This window comes from Paludibacter sp., assembly GCF_009712605.1.
GTDB lineage: Bacteria > Bacteroidota > Bacteroidia > Bacteroidales > Paludibacteraceae > Microbacter.
This window is the reverse complement of record NZ_WASO01000014.1, coordinates 176308-194301: the sequence shown is the minus strand read 5'-3', so window position 1 is coordinate 194301 and position 17994 is coordinate 176308. Positions and strand designations below refer to the sequence as shown.

Sequence of the window (17994 nt, the reverse complement as noted above, 5' to 3'; positions counted from 1 at the left end):
ACATTTAACATTAAACAAATTGTACTGTATTATCAATAAAATAGACGATATTTCTATCCCCCTGAAGCTTTATTAATTTACTTTGCGATCATCTCAACTCTTAATATTACACATGAAAAACATTCTCGCTCTGCTCTCAATATTAATTTCATCATCATCGCTTTTTTCTGTACAAGCCGGAAATAAAACAAGCGAACCAATTCAGTCTGTACCGTTTACACAAGTACATTTTACGGATAATTTCTGGGCACCACGCATCGAAATCAACCGCACCGTTTCTATTCCTTCGGCATTCAAAGAGTGTGAGAAAAACGGCCGCTTCGATAATTTTGCACTTGCCGGTGGTCTCATCAAGGGCGAACATAAAGGCGACTTCTCTTTCGACGATACCGATCCCTACAAAATCATTGAGGGAGCTTCCTATTCTCTCGCAGTAAAATACGACAAGCACCTGGATGCTTATCTCGACAGTGTCATCAACCTGATAAAGGCTGCTCAGGAACCCGACGGTTACCTTACCACCTGCGTTACTAATAAATGCGAACGACTCTCGGGTTGGTGGGGACATGCCCGTTGGGAAAAAATCAACAGTCATGAACTGTACAACAGCGGTCACCTGATTGAAGCTGCGGTTGCACACTACCAGTCAACCGGAAAACGTACGTTACTTAATGTTGCTATCAAAAATGCCGACCTTATTTGCAAGGTATTCGGACCAAAAGAAGGACAAATACACCGTCCGTCGGGACACCCGATTGTAGAAATGGCTTTGGCAAAACTCTACCGCGTTACCGGAACACAACGTTATCTCGATCTGGCAAAATATTTTGTAGAAGAAACCGGACGCGGCACTGACGGCCACCACCTCAGCGAGTATAGCCAGGATCACATGCCGATTCTTAAGCAAGACGAAATCAAAGGACATGCTGTACGTGCCGGGTATCTCTATTCGGGTGTCGCGGATGTAGCGGCACTGACCAACGACACAGCCTATTTCCACGCTCTGACACGCATATGGTACAATATGGCAAGCAAAAAACTGTTCATCACCGGCGGCATCGGTTCGCGTGCACAGGGTGAAGGTTTCGGGCCGAACTATGAACTGAACAACCATACTGCCTACTGCGAAACCTGCGCCGCTATTGCCAATGTGTACTGGAATCAGCGCATGTTTCTGGCAACCGGCGATGCAAAATACGTTGATGTTTTAGAACGGGCTCTTTACAACGGCGTCATTTCGGGCGTTTCATTGAGTGGAGATACGTTTTTCTACGACAATCCGCTTGAATCGATGGGTCAGCACGAACGCCAAGCATGGTTCGGTTGTGCTTGTTGTCCCGGAAATATTACCCGCTTTATGGCTTCAGTGCCGGCTTATATGTATGCCGTTCAGGGAAAGACTCTTTACGTGAATCTCTACGCTCAAAGTGCCGGTAAAATAAAAGTAGGCAGCAACGAGATCGGGTTGAATCAGACATCTCAATATCCCTGGGATGGAAAAATCAGCATCAAAGTAACCCCTTCGGTTAACGAAGCTTTTACCGTTAAACTGCGAATTCCGGGATGGGCAGAAAACCAACCGGTGCCATCCGATCTCTATACTTTCAGGACTCCTGCCGGAAAATATATAATCAAGGTCAACGGCAAAGTGATTGATTCGGACAAAACAATGGGTTACGTTGCCATTCATCGTCAGTGGAAAAAAGGAGATGTAATCGAGCTGAGTCTTCCAATGCCGGTTCGCAGGATAGCAGCACGCGCCGAAGTACAGGATGATCTGGGAAAACTCGCCATTGAAAGAGGACCTATTGTCTATTGCTTAGAAGGAAAAGACCAAAATGACACTCATGTACTCAACAAGTACATCTCCGAAAATGCAAAGATGGATGCCACCTATCAGGAAAATATGCTTAATGGAATAGTTACATTGAAAGGTATTGCCAAAGAAGTATCCTTAAACGGAGATGAAAAAGAAGTGCCATTCACGGCAATTCCTTATTCAACGTGGAATAACCGTGGCCCGGGCGAGATGGCTGTATGGATTCCTTACGCAGCACAATACGCACATCCTACTCCGGCACCTACAATTGCTTCAAGAGCGCAAACGGTAGTTATGAAAGCTCCGATTCAGAATGACGCTCCATTGATTTCTTCTCCTGAAGAATCGACCTGGGGAGTAAATGATCAATGGGAACCCAAAAGCTCGTCAGATATATCGAAACCATATCATTACTGGTGGATGAAAAGAGGGACAACAGAGACGCTTGCTTACGAGTTTGAAAAAGAAGAGACTATATCTAATGTCGAGGTCTATTGGCTTGATTTCGACCAGTATGATGGCAATTATCGGGTTCCCGAAAGTTGGAAATTGTTTTACAAAGACGGAGAAGAATGGAAAGAAGTAGAAGCCAAAGGATCTTATACCACAAAAAAAGACTGTTATAACAAACTGGAATTCAAAACAATTACAACAAAAGGGCTAAAAATAGAAGCCAAACTACAAAAGGGAGAATCCGGTGGCGTAATCGAATGGAAAGTAAATTAAAAGTTTCTAAACCAATATATTGAACCTTTAATCTTAACAACATGAATGTAACTCAAAAACAAAATGGCTTTCTAAGTAAAAGCCTGGCAAAAATTGCCACATGCACATTTATGACCGCTACTTTAGGCATTGGTCAATTGTGGGCTGCCCCCGGCAGTGTGGAAAACAGCCGGTCGGAAATTGTCCAGCAAAAAACAACCACCGTAACCGGCCGTATCGTGGATGAAAAGGGAGATGCCTTAATTGGTGTAAACGTTTTGGAAAAAGGCACTTCCAATGGAACTATTACCGATAGTAATGGTAATTACCGAATTAATGTAAGCAGTTCCAAATCGGTATTGGTCTTTTCTTACATAGGGTACCTCAAACAGGAAATAGCAGTTGGTAATAAGTCGCAACAATCTATTATTCTCAAAGAAGACTCTAAAAATATCAACGAAGTAGTGGTGATTGGTTATGGTACCCAGAAAAAAGGGGATATAACCAGTGCCGTGGCAAGTGTCAAAGCTGAAGATTTTACACAGGGATTCATCAGAGATGCTGCTGATCTGGTAAAAGGGAAAGTTGCCGGTTTGAATATTTCGAACGGTTCCGGCGACCCATCCAGTCAATCAAATATCATGCTAAGAGGTGTTTCTTCATTATACGGAGGCACGACGCCACTTATTTTGATCGATGGCGTGGCCGGCGGCTTAAACACAGTTGCTCCGGAAGACATTGCCTCCATTGATGTACTGAAAGACGCTTCTGCAGCAGCCATCTATGGTACGCGTGGAGCAAATGGTGTTATTCTTATCACCACTAAAACAGGAAGACGTAACATGAAACCTGAAGTTAGCTATAACGCTTATGTTGGAGCTTCAACTTTTGGCAAAAAAGCCGATTTTCTGAATGCCGGTGATATTCGCAGTTTGCTTTCACAAGGTGTAAAACTACCGTTCACGGATGAAGGTGCTTCAACCGACTGGCTGAAAGAAATAACACAAACCGGTATATCTCAAAACCACAGCATTAGTCTGAAAGGTGGGCAAGAAAACTCCAACTATTCAGCCAACGTTACTTACAACAATAAGAATGGGGTTTTTAAGAGAACGAATAACAATGAGTTGAAAGCTATTTTTGACATTAATCAATACATGCTCAACGATAAGGTAAAACTCAACCTCAATATTGTAAAAGGCATCGATAACACAAACGCTGTGGGTTCAGCATCTTCATTCAACACAAATATTTACAGACAGGCTCTTATCCGTAACCCGACGGCACCTATCAGAAATGCAAGTGGAAACTGGGCTGAATCATCCCGTTTCCAATACTATAATCCGGTTGCTATGATTAATGAAACTGACGGGATTATTAAAGATGAATACACTCGCCTCACATCCAATGTCACCTTGCGTCTTTTCGAAGGATTTGAAACCAACGCAATGTTTTCTACCCGCAGTTCTAATGGCATGACCGGGTATTATGAAACCAAGAAGAACTATTCCAACACGATGAACGGCATGAATGGCGTGGCTTCTAAAAGTGATAACCATAGTCGTACAGACGACATGGAATTAACCGCCAAGTACAATAAAAACATCGGATTACACAAATTTTCCTTTTTAGCAGGTTACAGCTATGATTATAATGTTGGAGAAAGCGAATATGCTTACAACTATAATTTCCCATCCGACAACTATTCATACAATAATCTATATGCTGGTTATGCCCTCAAAGATGGCAAGGCAAGTATGAGCAGCAGTAAAAGCGATAGCAAACTGATCGGTTTTTTTGGCCGTGTAAGCTATGGATATGCAGACCGTTACAACATTCTGGCAAGTATTCGCCGTGAAGGATCTTCTAAGTTCGGTCTGAATCACAAATGGGGAACGTACTCTTCTGTTTCGCTGGGTTGGACGATCAGCAACGAAAAGTTTATGAAGGATATCACATGGATCAATTACCTGAAACTTCGTACAGGGTATGGAGTTACCGGTGTAATTCCATCCTTGCCATATCAGTCTCAGACTTTATACGCGTACGACAACAACGGTTATTTTGATAACAACGGTACCTGGGTAAAAGGTCTGATTCCGACGAGCAATCCGAACCCTGACCTCCGTTGGGAAAAATCGGGCGAGCTAAACATAGGGCTCGACTTCGGTATCCTTAAAAACAGAATCAACGGTTCTGTGGATGTTTACCACAAGAAAACCACTGACATGTTATGGTGGTACAATGTTCCTGTTCCTCCCAATCTCTATAACACTACCCTTGCTAACGTAGGTGCAATGCGCAATCAGGGTATCGAAGTGGTATTGAATGTTGTCCCTGTCGACACAAAGATATTCCATTGGAATTCGAGCCTTACCCTGTCACACAATGAAAACAAACTCCTGAGTTTGTCAAACGATTTGTATCAGATCGAGGGCAATTTTATCGAAGCTGGCAACTGTGGAGACCCTATCTCTTTTGCAACGCACCGCTTAGAAGTAGGCAAACCAATTGGTAATTTCTGGGGGCTGAAATCGGTAGACATTACTTCGGACGGCAAATGGATCATTGAAACACCTAAAGGGGAACGCAAAACTTTAACCCCGGAAATGTATACTAATACTTATAAACAATACCTTGGCAACGGCATTCCTAAAGTGAACCTTGGATGGACCAATACGTTCCACTATAAAAATCTGGATTTAAGTATGACCTTCAACGGAGCTTTCGGATTCAAGATTCTGAACTTCCAACGCATGTTCTACGAAAACCCTAATATCAACTACAACATGCTGAAAAGCGCTTTCGACAAGGTATATGGGAAGGCCGTACTTAACTATCCGCAAACATATGTTAGTTACTACATCGAAAACGGAGATTACCTGAAATTGGATAATATAACAATAGGATACAACTTCAATGTAAAAAAGATCAATCTTATTAAAGCATTGAGAATTTATGCTTCTGCTCAGAACGTATTTTGCATCACCGGATATAAAGGACTTGATCCGGAAATTGACAACTCTGACATGAAAGCAGCCGGAGACGACTCAAGAGATAAATACCCAACGATCAGAACATTGACATTCGGACTTAATGTAACCTTCTAAGCCATAAGATTATGAAAAATTTAAAATTAAAATACTCGATATTGATTGCTGCTTTCGCTGCACTCACATTCAGCGCCTGTACCAATCTTGATGAAACGGTCTATAGCGACATAACAGCCGAAAAGACACACTTCACCTCCGAAGATGTAACCAACCTTATTGCTCCTGCTTTTACCGCTCTCCGCAACGTTTACTGGGGATGGGATGGCTTGGCTGATTTATATGAAGAATCTTCCGACTGTATTGTTGTGCCCAACCGCCTTGGCATTGGATGGGGTGATTATTATGTTACCATGCACCAGCACACATGGAGCGCTGCCAACGAAAGCCATCCTTATACACTCTGGCAACAGGCGTATAATGGTATCACTTACGTAAACAGAGCTATTTACCAGTTGGATCAAATTTCCGGAATCCAGAACAAAGACGCATATGTTTATGAATTAAGAGGATTACGTGCATTCTATTATTATCTTTTGTTCGATAACTTCAGGAACATCCCAATCGTTACCAAATACGATTTGCCTAAAGGATATCTTCCTAAACAATGCACACCTGATTCCACGTACCGTTTTATCGTTTCGGAACTTACAACAGCTATGCCTTATTTAAGCGACGCAAACACGAAAGCTACTTACGGACGTTTCACAAAATGGGCTGCAAAAATGACACTGGCTAAACTGTATCTTAACCACGAAGTCTATTTTGGTTCTCCGATGTGGGCTGAAGCTCAGGCTCAGGTAGAAGATGTGATTAATAGTGGCAAGTTTAAACTTGCAGATAATTACAGAGATCCATTCTTGTTTGACAATTCAAATTCGGTAGAACAGATTTTCTCAATTCCTTTTGATCCTATTTATGCCTCAGGCTCCTATTATCCGTTCAAGACATTGTATGCCGCAAGTCAGGCTACTTATAATCTATCCGGCCAACCCTGGGGTGGAAGTGGTGCAATACCTCAATTCATTGACACTTACGATCCTGATGATTCACGACTGAAAGACTCTTGGTTAGGTGGCCCCCAATACACATCATCAGGGACTCCTTTAATTCTTGACACAGATCCGGACAAAGGAAAGCAATTAAACTATATCAATTACATGAGTGATGTAAACGGTTGCTACTATAACGAAGGGTATCGTCTTGTTAAATATGAAATAAAAAGCGGAACCAATGCCGCCACAGGAAATGACGTTCCTTTATTCCGTTACACCGATGCTCTTATGATAAAAGCTGAATGTTTACTGCGTCAGGGTAAAGCCGATGAAGCAGCCGCTATTGTTACGCAAGTGCGTCAGAGAGATTTCAAGAGCAACCCTGCAAAAGCTACGGTAACCGGTGCAAAACTTGCCGGCGGAAGTTCATACAAGTATGGTGCTTATTCTAACGGAAAAATCACCTCGTATGAAGGTGGCGCAGATATAAAGTACGGAGGTTTTCTGGATGAACTGGGATGGGAATTTGTTGGAGAACATCACCGCAAACAAGATTTGATCCGTTTTAACGTTTACACCACAAAATCATGGTTCTGCAAAACCAAGAAAGATGACAACATGAAGATTTTTGCTATTCCGCAAGACTTTATGAATGCCAATTCAAATCTAAAGCAGAATCCAGGCTATTAATCTTTAGAGAATTATAAATGGGCTGGCAGAAAATAGGTACATTTGGATGTTTTCTGTCAGCCCTTGTAGTAAACCAACGCGACTAATCATTCCATGACTTTTTACCAATATTTTGTTCTTACTCTGATTATCGTTCTTACCGGACAAAATTTGCAGGCTCAACCGTTTTCCTCTTGTTCGGCTGCCGCCTCGAATCCTTTACTGCCGGGCTATTTTGCCGATCCGACCATAAAGAAATTTGGCGACACTTACTACATTTATGCCACTACCGACGGCATCAAACTGGCTTCGGGAGCGCCGCAGGTGTGGATCAGCAAGGATTTTGTGAATTGGTACGATTACATGCTGCAAATCGATCTGCCTCAAGGACTCAACAACTGCTGGGCACCTGACGTAATTCATGCTGCCGATGGCAAATTCTACTATTTCATGGGCAATTGCGAAAAGGGATGCAATATTTACGGCTACGTCTCCGATTCGCCCATGGGGCCTTTCCGTCCGATCAACGGAGGCGAAGCGGTGATTCCCGCAGGGACGGCCCGCAAAGACCTTCCGGCTCTCGATGCGCAGTTTCTGGTCGATGATGATGGTTCGGTTTATGCCTATTTCGGCACCTGGTGCACTTCGTTCGGTGGCATGGGCGTTGCAAAAATCGATCCGACCGATATGCATACGATCCTGAAAACGAGCTTTATTCCCATTTCACAGATACCCAAAGCCTTCGAAGCTGCCTACCCCATCAAACGCAACGGCAAATATTTCCTGATGTACTCTTCGGGCGACTGCCGCCTCAGCTCCTATGCCGTTCACTATTCAGTGAGCGATAGTCCTGAAGGTTCTTTTCGTCCGGGCAAAAACAGTCCGATTCTGGTCAGCAATGCCGACGGCACGGTTGACGGTCCCGGTCACCACTCTATTTTGAAAGAAGGCAACGACTATTACATCGTTTACCATCGGCACGACAACCCGCACAGTACCGATGGGGAGTTCCGGCAGGTTTGTGCAGACAAGCTTATTTTTTCCGATGATGAAACAATTGAAAAAGTAGAACCGACTCATAGCGGTGTCGGTTTCCTTTCCGGCAAAAAAGAGTGCGCCACCAGTCTGGCATTCGGGGCTAATGTTACGGCAAGCTCTTCCTACCATCTGGTTGCCGCGCCGACAGCCTACAATCCCAAAGAGTACGATTACGTCTATTTTGCCGAAAACGCTGTGGACGACAACAATGGAACCCTGTGGAAAGCAGCTAGCGCCCGTCTGCCACAATCGTTGACCATTGATTTGAAGAAAATAGTTCCCATCAAACGGGTGATGACCCAGTTCGAATATCCGACTTTTTACTATCAATATAAAATCGAGGTATCGACCGACGGAAAACGGTGGCAACTTTTCAGCGATAAAACCGGCAACCGGCGTTGCGGCAGTCCGATGATCGACGATCGGGATGCAGCAGCAAGATATGTCAGGCTCACCGTAACCGGAATCCAAAAGACGGGCATGTTGCCTGCCATCTGGAATATCAAGGTTTACGACTCACTTTTCGAAACACCGTCGTTCCAAAATCCGGAAAGCAAGGAAGCCCCCGGAACTCCCTCTTCTGATCGTTTGCTGGTCGACTTCCGGGCCGAAAATCTTACCTTTGGAACACCAAAAACACCTATACCCAACAAAGGTGCTTTGGGCGGTCATTTCAGGGCAATCGGTAAACCAAAAATTGTTTCAACAGAAGGCACCAAAGCCCTTTATTTAGATGGCAATAGCTATCTGAAATTGTCGGCAAAAGCTCCGGCTTCGCTCGACTGGAACGCTCCTTTCACCGCTTCTGTGTGGGTAATGAATCCTGAGATTGGTATGCGAGAATGCCTGATGGCCTGGAATAGCCGCGAAAACATGCTGCAATCATCGTATGCAGCTCTGATGTACGGCACCGGCAATTACGGAGCTGTGGCTCACGGCGACGGAGCAGTCGATCTTTCGTACAAAAAAGTGCCCGAAAAAGGCGTTTGGCACCATATCGCCGTTACCTTCGACGGTGTGGTGGAAAATGTGTATGTCGACGGCAAGCTAAACGCACAACAACCAATCACGTTGTTTGTCGAAAAAGGGGATATCCTGATCGGAGCATCGGGCGAACCGTCGGAAAACTTTACCGGATACATTGCCAATGCTCAATTATTCGACAAAGCAATGACATTAAACGAAATATCAGATCTCTTTGCAAAAACAAAACCCGGAAAAACATATTAAAATGGCGACAATCAGTAGAAAAGATTTTTTGAAAAAAGCATGCATATCGGGAGTTTGCATGTGCGGATTCAGTTCTATTGCCTTATTTGCCGGCAATAAAGAGGCTGAAACAGCATCAGCGTCGACAAACGACAAAAATTTGGTTCTTGTACAAGAGTGGACTGCAACATTACTTTCAAATCTTAACGAGCAAATTCCAGGAGAAAGACTCCGGCCCATCGTCAAAAATTGTGCTATTGTTCACTATAACCATTTAAAAATGGATGAGATGTTGGCGCCTTATGTTGGAAAACTGGAACAATTCATTGCTTTTATTGAAGATAAATGGGGTTGGAAAGTGAGTTATGACAAAACGAACAAAACCCTGATTGCCGATGAAAGCAAAAACTATTGCGTGTGTCCGATTATCAATCACGATAGAAAATCCAATCCTTCGAATATTTGTTATTGTTCCGAAGGATTTGCCGAAAAAATGTTTTCGAAAGTTGCCGGAGTGCCAGCGAAAGCTACCGTCATTTCATCCATCATAAGAGGCGACGACAGATGCCGTTACAAAATCGTATTTTTATAAAAATTTCATTCTTAACAATAACACCATGCGAAAAATATTTATTCCACTACTCCTATGTCTGGCCATTTGCCTTCAGGCACAAGTAAAAAGCGGAGGCTATCCCATCACTCCGGTTCCCTTTACAGCCGTAAAAGTGAACGATGCCTTCTGGGGACAACGCCTAAAAGCCAGTCGCGAGGTAACCATTCCTCTGGCCTTCAGCAAATGCGAAGAGACAGGACGATATACTAATTTCATTAAAGCCGCTCATCCGAGCGATACCATCAAAGTCGGTGGTTTCTCTTTCGACGACACCGATGTATATAAAACCATCGAAGGCGCCAGTTACTCGATGCAGACCTTTCCATACAAGAAGCTAGACCGCTACATCGACAGCGTACTGCTGATAGTTGCTGCCGCGCAGGAACCCGACGGCTATCTCTATACCGCCCGCACCATGAATCCTGCCCATCCGCACGAATGGTCGGGAACCAAACGCTGGGAAAAGGAAGAGGATTTGAGCCACGAACTCTACGATCTCGGCCACATGATAGAAGGAGCCATTGCTCACTATCAGGCTACCGGAAAGCTCACATTTCTGAACATTGCCAAACGATATGCCGACTGCGCCGTACGCGAGATCGGCGACAAACCCGGACAGATAACGGTAGTTCCCGGCCACCAGATTGCCGAAATGGCGCTCTCGAAACTCTACGTGATTACCGGTGAAAAGAAATATCTCGATCTGGCCAAATTCCTGCTCGACAAACGGGGATACACCGAACACCGCGACGAATACAGCCAGTCACACAAACCGGTACTTCAACAGGATGAAGCGGTAGGTCATGCCGTACGCGCCGCTTACATGTACTCGGGCATGGCCGATGTGGCAGCGCTCACCGGCGACAAGGGCTACATCGACGCCATTGACCGGATTTGGAGCAATATTGTAAATAAAAAGCTGTACATCACCGGAGGAATCGGGGCGACAAACAATGGCGAAGCATTCGGAAAAGATTACGAATTGCCCAACATGTCGGCCTATTGCGAAACCTGCGCTGCCATCGGCAATGTGTACCTCAATTACCGCTTGTTCCTGCTGCACGGCGATGCAAAATACTACGACGTGCTGGAACGTACGCTCTACAACGGCCTCATTTCGGGTGTTTCGCTCGATGGTGGAGGGTTCTTCTATCCCAATCCGCTGGAATCGATCGGACAGCACCAACGCCAGCCCTGGTTCGGATGCGCCTGTTGCCCGTCCAATATTTGCCGTTTCATTCCTTCCGTGCCTGGCTACATCTACGCCGTTCATGACAAGGACGTGTATGTCAATCTTTTTATGTCCAACCATTCCAATTTAACCGTCAACAACAAAGCAGTTGTGCTCGATCAAAGCACCAACTATCCCTGGAGTGGCAACGTTTCTCTTACCGTAACACCTAAGAGCAAACAGAATTTCACCCTCAAGATCCGTATTCCGGGCTGGGTAAAAGGCGATGTGGTGCCGGGAAATCTTTATGCTTATGCTGATAAAAAATCGTTGGACTATACTGTAAAAGTCAATGGACAGACTGTAGAAAGCGCCCTCGAGAAAGGGTATTTCAGCATTAACCGTGATTGGAAGAAAGGTGACAAGGTAGAAATTCATTTCGATATGGAACCCCGCACCGTCAAAGCACATCCGCTGGTAGAAGCTGATAAAGGAAAGGTGGCCGTGGAATGCGGTCCGTTAGTCTATTGTGCCGAATGGCCCGACAACGACTTTAGTGTTCTGAGTGTCATCATGAACCGCAAACCGGCTTTTTCGGTCGAATACAAACCCGACTTGCTTTACGGGATCAATCAAATCAAGACGGATGCACAAATACTTAGTTACGATTTACAGGGTAAAATCGTTGCAAAGGATGTAAAACTCACCATGATTCCTTATTATGCCTGGGCTCACCGGGGTAGCGGCGAAATGGCCGTTTGGCTACCCAACGAACTGAGCTCTACCCGTCTGGTAATGCCTCCGACCCTGGCCTCCGAAAGCAAAATCAATGCCTCTCACATGGCAACCTCTATCAAGGCCATTTGCGACGGTTTATTGCCCAAAGACGAAAACGACCGTTCAATTCCCTACTATCACTGGTGGCCGAAAGAAGGCACCACCGAGTGGATTTCTTACACTTTTGCCGGAGAGAAAACAATCAGCCGCTCTACGGTTTACTGGTTCGATGATGCTCCCTGGGGCGGATGTCGTGTGCCCAAATCGTGGAAAATCTATTATCAGGATAAGAACGGAGCCTGGATAGCGGTGGAAAACCAGAAACCTTATGGTGTAGAAAAAGGAATTGGCAACGAAGTGGTTTTCAAACCGGTTGTCACCAAAGCATTGAAACTGGAAGTGCAACTACCGGAAAAGAATGCCGCCGGCATCTACGAGTGGGAAGTGGAATAAGCATCAAATAAATACATTACAAAAAAGAATGAAGAGAACTTTTTTAATTGCTCTGAGCGTGCTACTTTCGGGTAGTGCGCTCTTTGCGCAAGGTAGCCCCGACGATTATCAGCGGGCTTTTTCTTTGCGCGATCGTTTGAAGGACAAAGTCTATTATTCAAACGTGGAACCCAAATGGATCGGAAAGACTGATCGGTTCTGGTATATCCGCAATACGCCGCAGGGGAAAGTGTATGTGGTGGTGGATGCTCTGAAAAAGAGCCGTTCCGACTTGTTCAATCATCCAAAACTGGCAAAAGAACTAAGCACTGCAAGCGGGAAAGCGGTTGCGCCGGCCAGCTTATCGTTGCAGTCGCTGGAAGTGAGCAGCGGGCTCGACACCCTTCGCTTTATTTTCAACGATTCCAAATGGATCTATCTGGCAGCCCAAAACCGGCTGATTAACAATGGCAAATACGAAAAACCGGTTGAAAAATACTGGAACGAAGCCGACGACGAACGGAAAGGTGATCCGGTAGTCTCGCCCGATGGCAAGCTGACAGCATTTATCAAAAACAGTAATATTTACATCAAAGAAAATGCCACGGGCAAAGAGAAAGCCGTGAGTACCGACGGATCTCCCGGTGAATACTATTCGGCCTATATTCAATGGTCGCCCGATTCGAAAAAGGTGGCCGCCATGAAGATTCGCCCGGCAGAAAAGCGGTATATCTACTTCGTGGAATCGTCGCCTGCCGACCAGTTGCAGCCCAAGCTCCACAAGCGCGAATACATGAAACCAGGTGATGCCCTGCCCTTCCGTACGCCCCGCATTTTCGACGTTGCCTCGGGTGATACGAAAGTGCCGTCCACAGAACTGTTCAACAACCAGTTTGAGCTGCGGAGCCTCGAATGGAACGCCGACAGTAAATCGGTGATGTTCGAATATAACCAACGCGGCCATCAGGTATTCAGAGTGCTAGAGCTCTCGGCTGAAACAGGAATAGTTCGCACTTTAGTAAACGAAACCAGCAAAACCTTTGTCAATTACAACCGCTATTTCCGCAAAAATCTGGTAAACGGCACCGAAATGATCTGGATGAGCGAGCGCGATAACTGGAATCATCTTTACCTCTACGACCGCACCACCGGGCAGGTGAAAAATCAGATCACCAAAGGCGAATGGTACGTGCGCGACGTAGTGCAGGTGGACGAGACAAAACGTGAGATCGTCTTCTCGGCCAATGGCATGGTACCCAACGAAGATCCCTATCTGGTACGTTATTACCGCATCCGGTTCGATGGCACCGGACTTACCTGCCTGACTCCCGAAGAGGGAATGCACCAAGCCTGGTTCTCCGACGACAACCGCTATTTTGTAGATGCCTATTCGCTGATTAATAAAGCTCCGGTGACCACACTTCGAAATTCTACTGACGGGAAAGAAGTTATACCGCTCGAAAAAGCAGATATTACCGAACTGCAAAAAGCCGGTTGGGTGGCTCCTGAACCCTTCGTTGCTAAAGGGCGCGATGGCAAAACCGATATCTGGGGAATTATTGTCCGCCCCACCAATTTCGATCCGAAAAAGAAATATCCGGTACTTGAATACATTTACGCCGGGCCCGGAAGCCAATACACTCCCAAATCATTTTATCCATGCCTCAATCAACTTGCTCCGATTGCCGAACTGGGCTTTATCGTCATTCAACTAGACGGCATGGGTACCTCGTTTCGCTCCAAAAGCTTTGAAGAAATTATTTTCAAGAACCTGAAAGACGCGGGCTTTCCCGATCGATTAGCCTGGACTCGGGCAGCAGCTCAAAAATACAGCTACATGGACACGACCCGCATCGGAATATATGGAGGTTCGGCCGGTGGACAGGAGGCTATGATGGGCGTACTTTTCTACCCTGATCATTACAAAGCAGCCTATTCTGCCTGCGGATGCCACGACAACCGCATGGATAAAATCTGGTGGAACGAGCAGTGGATGAGCTATCCAATCGGCAAAGAGTATGCCGCATGTTCGAATGTGGAAAATGCGCACCTGCTGAAACGCCCGTTGATGCTCGTTGTTGGTGAAATGGACGACAACGTAGATCCTTCGTCAACCATGCAGGTGGTAAATGCACTGATCAAGGCCAACAAGGATTTCGAACTGGTTGTGTTGCCGGGCTCTAATCACACACTGGGCGGCGACTTCGGAGAACATAAACGTTACGATTTCTTTGTCAAAAATCTGATGGGCATCACCCCTCCCGAATGGACTTCAGTTGAATCGAAAAAGTAAACCTGTTCAATAAAAACATTTTACAGAATAAAACCTGTCATTGACTATTGAATGCAACGTTTATTTTGGAACAAAAGACAGGGATTAGAAGGATATGTTCCATCTAATCCCTGTCTTCTTTATTCCCGATTGCAATCTACCGAATCTCCGGATTCCAGTCACCCAGAATGTTTGCCGTCGTATATTGCTTTGCTTCCGTTTCTGCCAGCTGATGACTCCAGGACACCCGTTGAGCAACTTTGGCACCGGCCCCCCGACTCTTGTATTCGGCATAGAAAGCGGTTTTTTCGTTTTCGGCATTACCCCAGTTATTCCATCCTGCAGGAGCAATCACCTTATCCATCTCGCATTCCAGATAAACAACCTTGGCATAAGGTCTCCACGGACGCCCCAAAGCAAACGTGCTCTCGGGAGCCGAACCGGTAATTTTGCAATTGCGGAACACAAAACCATAGGCGCTCTCTTTGGGTGTTGACGCGGCCGTTACATATCCTGCCTTTTTACAGAACAACGTGCAGTTATCAAAGAGAACCGTCGAAAAACCGAAGATATAATCGACAGTTCCTTCGATATAGCAATTCTTGTAATATTGACGGCTTTTCTCTCCATGCGGATAGAGCGTATCCTGAAAGCCCAGAAAACGGCAATTGAAGAAACTCACCTTATCGCCGTCTATGCGAACAGCTACTGCCTGTCCCACAGGACCAGCCGAATTTTCGAAGGTGATATTTTCGGCTGTAAACCCTTCACCGTAAATAAAAAACGAAGAAGAACCGGATGTGCCGATGTTCTCTCCGAAACGATTCTTACGTTGCGCAAAGTCGTCGAAAGTTAGAATGGTTTTAGCAGCATCCTCTCCAACAAATGACACATTGGTTTTGGTAGCCGGAAGAGTCAGTTTTTCTTTATAAACGCCCGGCTTGATGAGGACGCGGGTACGGCTGGCCCGCATATCGGGCACGGCATTGATAGCCTCCTGCACGGTTTTAAAATCGCCGCTTCCATCGGCCGTCACCACAAAATCGTACTTGTTTTGTGCCACCAGTACAACGGAACACAACAGCAAAAAGCCGGATAAAATTAGGTTACGCATCATGTCATTTACAATATTCGAATAATTACATATTAAGTGCGAGTTGGAACTCGCACCACCCATTTGTTTCAATATCCCAACTCTTTTAACCACGCCGCCACGATCGGCATCCACAGGTCGGTAGAAATGGGATTATGTGTAAGTGCAATGGAGTGTTTGCCATGCGGAAAAATGTGCAACGAGGCATTCACCTTCTTTTCCCGCAACGCAATATACATCATGGCACTGTTAAACGAAGGTACTGCCGGATCGTCGTTGGCCTGCATCAGCAAAGTGGGAGGTGTAGTTTCGGTCACATGCAGGTTAGGAGAAAACTTGTCGATTAGCTCTTTGCTGGCATTCTTGCCCAGCAGATTTTCGCGCGAACCTTTATGAGCATACGGATCGGCCAGCGAAATAACAGGCGAAAGCAAGATCATGTAATCGGGACGAATCGAATAGTTCAACAAAGAATCCTTCACTTCAGTAAAATCTTCGGTATAAACTCCCAACGAAGCAGCCAGATGTCCACCTGCCGAAGTTCCGAAAACACCGATCTTATCAGCATCATAGTGATATTTTGCCGCCAGGGCATGCATCAACCGTATAGCCCGTTGTCCATCCTGCAAAGGCGCCAGTTCGGAGTGAATCACATCGGAACTCTGCGGCAAACGGTATTTCAGTACAAAAGCGGTAGCCCCCAGCGTATTGAAATACTTGGCAATCTGCGATCCGCTCACCACGTTGGCTTCACGCGCATAGCCGCCACCGGGAATCACAAGTATGGCAAAATTGCGGTTTTCCTCCTTTGACGAAGTATACACCTCAACATCAGGTTGCCCCACTCTGTAAACACGTTCATTGGCTATGCTATCAGAAATATTCAGTCCCCGGCTATTGGGCATTGCTCCCTTTGGCCAAAGAGAGAGCGAAACTTGTCCAACGACAAAGGAAGAAGGTATTAATACCATAAACAACAAAATCAATCTATTCATTTTTATTACGGCTTGCTTTTTCATGAGCTGAATTCTTTGATTTACAAATTTAGCCAAAATTATCTGACGACTAATCAAGAGACGATTGTCACGATTACTTGCGTTTCAAATTAATTTCTCACGTAATAACATTTCGTGAATTAGCGACTTAAATTTGTAACAATATTCTACAACTTTAATACCTTTCAATTATGAAAAATGTAGGTTCTATTGCAGCGTTACTCTTTGTGATAATTGTTTTAATTGGTACCGGACTCGCTCTTTTAGTCAGCCCTGACTTCACTGACACAACGAGTCATGTAATCTTAATAATCAGCTTCATAGTAGCAATATTTGTAGCATGGGCCACAAAAGTTGCCAACCAGTGGGACAGAGCCGTTGTGCTTCGTCTCGGTAAGTTTCATGCTCTTCGCGGACCCGGCATTTTCTTTATTATCCCTATTGTGGATTACATACCTTACTGGATCGACATTCGTGTTATAACAACCTCTTTCAAAGCAGAAAAAACATTGACCAAAGATACCGTTCCGGTGGATGTGGATGCTGTCCTTTTCTGGAAAGTTATTGATCCTAAAAAAGCAGCAATTGACGTGTCTGATTATTACAGCGCTATCAGCTGGGCCTCTCAGACAGCCTTACGTGATGTTATCGGAAAAACAATGCTTTCGGATATGCTGGAAGGCCGCGAAAAAATCAGTGAGCTGTTGCGCAGAATCATTGACGAACGAACCGAACCATGGGGCATCAATGTTATTTCGGTTGAAGTAAAAGATGTGCTTATTCCTCAAGGACTTGAAACTGCCATGTCAATGCAGGCACAAGCCGAGCGCGAACGGCAGGCGAGAGTTATTCTGGGTGATTCGGAACGTCAGATTGCCAGCAAATTTGAAGAAGCAGCTAAAACCTATTCGGAAAATCCGACGGCATTCCATTTGCGTGCCATGAATATGTTATACGAAGGCCTAAAAACCAATTCTACCATTGTCGTTGTGCCAAGTTCCGCCATCGAAACCATGAGTCTGGGTGGTCTTACCGGAACTATTGCTCTGACCAAATCTATTCAGCAGGACAAAGCAAAAGAAGCAGAAAAAAACGTCAAAGGTAGCGGTGGATTAAGCGACATTGTTTATTGACAAGAAGTACTTAATTGAATTTG

Annotated in this window: 10 protein-coding genes; 8 read left to right on the top strand and 2 right to left on the bottom strand. The window is 45.2% G+C overall.

Annotation, left to right across the window (positions count from 1 at the left end; genetic code table 11):
- Positions 1 to 112: 112 nt before the first annotated feature.
- From F8N35_RS11115 to F8N35_RS11085, 7 genes are all read left to right on the top strand, one after another.
- A complete protein-coding gene (locus F8N35_RS11115) occupies positions 113 to 2545 on the top strand; it encodes a glycoside hydrolase family 127 protein (protein WP_293052788.1) in 2433 nt (810 codons plus the stop codon).
- 41 nt (positions 2546 to 2586) lie between these two features.
- A complete protein-coding gene (locus tag F8N35_RS11110) occupies positions 2587 to 5634 on the top strand; it encodes a TonB-dependent receptor (protein ID WP_293052784.1) in 3048 nt (1015 codons plus the stop codon).
- 11 nt (positions 5635 to 5645) lie between these two features.
- Entirely contained in the window at positions 5646 to 7259 is a 1614-nt protein-coding gene (locus F8N35_RS11105) for a RagB/SusD family nutrient uptake outer membrane protein (protein WP_293052782.1), read from the top strand.
- A 93-nt stretch (positions 7260 to 7352) separates the two neighbouring features.
- On the top strand, positions 7353 to 9506 hold the full coding sequence (locus tag F8N35_RS11100) for a family 43 glycosylhydrolase (RefSeq protein WP_293052779.1): 2154 nt from the start codon (positions 7353 to 7355) through the stop codon (positions 9504 to 9506).
- 1 nt (position 9507) lies between these two features.
- On the top strand, positions 9508 to 10077 hold the full coding sequence (locus tag F8N35_RS11095) for a hypothetical protein (protein WP_293052776.1): 570 nt from the start codon (positions 9508 to 9510) through the stop codon (positions 10075 to 10077).
- A 25-nt stretch (positions 10078 to 10102) separates the two neighbouring features.
- Positions 10103 to 12499 (top strand): glycoside hydrolase family 127 protein, encoded by a 2397-nt coding sequence (locus F8N35_RS11090; RefSeq protein WP_293052773.1) that lies wholly within the window; start codon positions 10103 to 10105, stop codon positions 12497 to 12499.
- Between the two features lie 28 nt (positions 12500 to 12527).
- Positions 12528 to 14771: a S9 family peptidase gene (locus tag F8N35_RS11085; protein WP_293052770.1), complete on the top strand. Its 2244-nt coding sequence runs from the start codon at positions 12528 to 12530 to the stop codon at positions 14769 to 14771.
- A 136-nt stretch (positions 14772 to 14907) separates the two neighbouring features.
- Here F8N35_RS11085 and F8N35_RS11080 read toward each other — a convergent pair whose 3' ends face one another.
- Together F8N35_RS11080 and F8N35_RS11075 are read right to left on the bottom strand one after the other, a co-directional pair.
- Positions 14908 to 15867 carry a pectinesterase family protein gene (locus F8N35_RS11080; protein ID WP_293052767.1) on the bottom strand — a complete coding sequence of 320 codons (960 nt, stop codon included), beginning with the start codon at positions 15865 to 15867 and terminating at the stop codon, positions 14908 to 14910.
- A 65-nt stretch (positions 15868 to 15932) separates the two neighbouring features.
- Positions 15933 to 16862: an alpha/beta hydrolase gene (locus F8N35_RS11075; protein ID WP_293052764.1), complete on the bottom strand. Its 930-nt coding sequence runs from the start codon at positions 16860 to 16862 to the stop codon at positions 15933 to 15935.
- Between the two features lie 167 nt (positions 16863 to 17029).
- Between F8N35_RS11075 and F8N35_RS11070 the strand changes: the two genes are divergently transcribed.
- Positions 17030 to 17971 carry a slipin family protein gene (locus tag F8N35_RS11070; protein ID WP_293052761.1) on the top strand — a complete coding sequence of 314 codons (942 nt, stop codon included), beginning with the start codon at positions 17030 to 17032 and terminating at the stop codon, positions 17969 to 17971.
- The last annotated feature ends 23 nt before the right edge of the window (positions 17972 to 17994 follow it).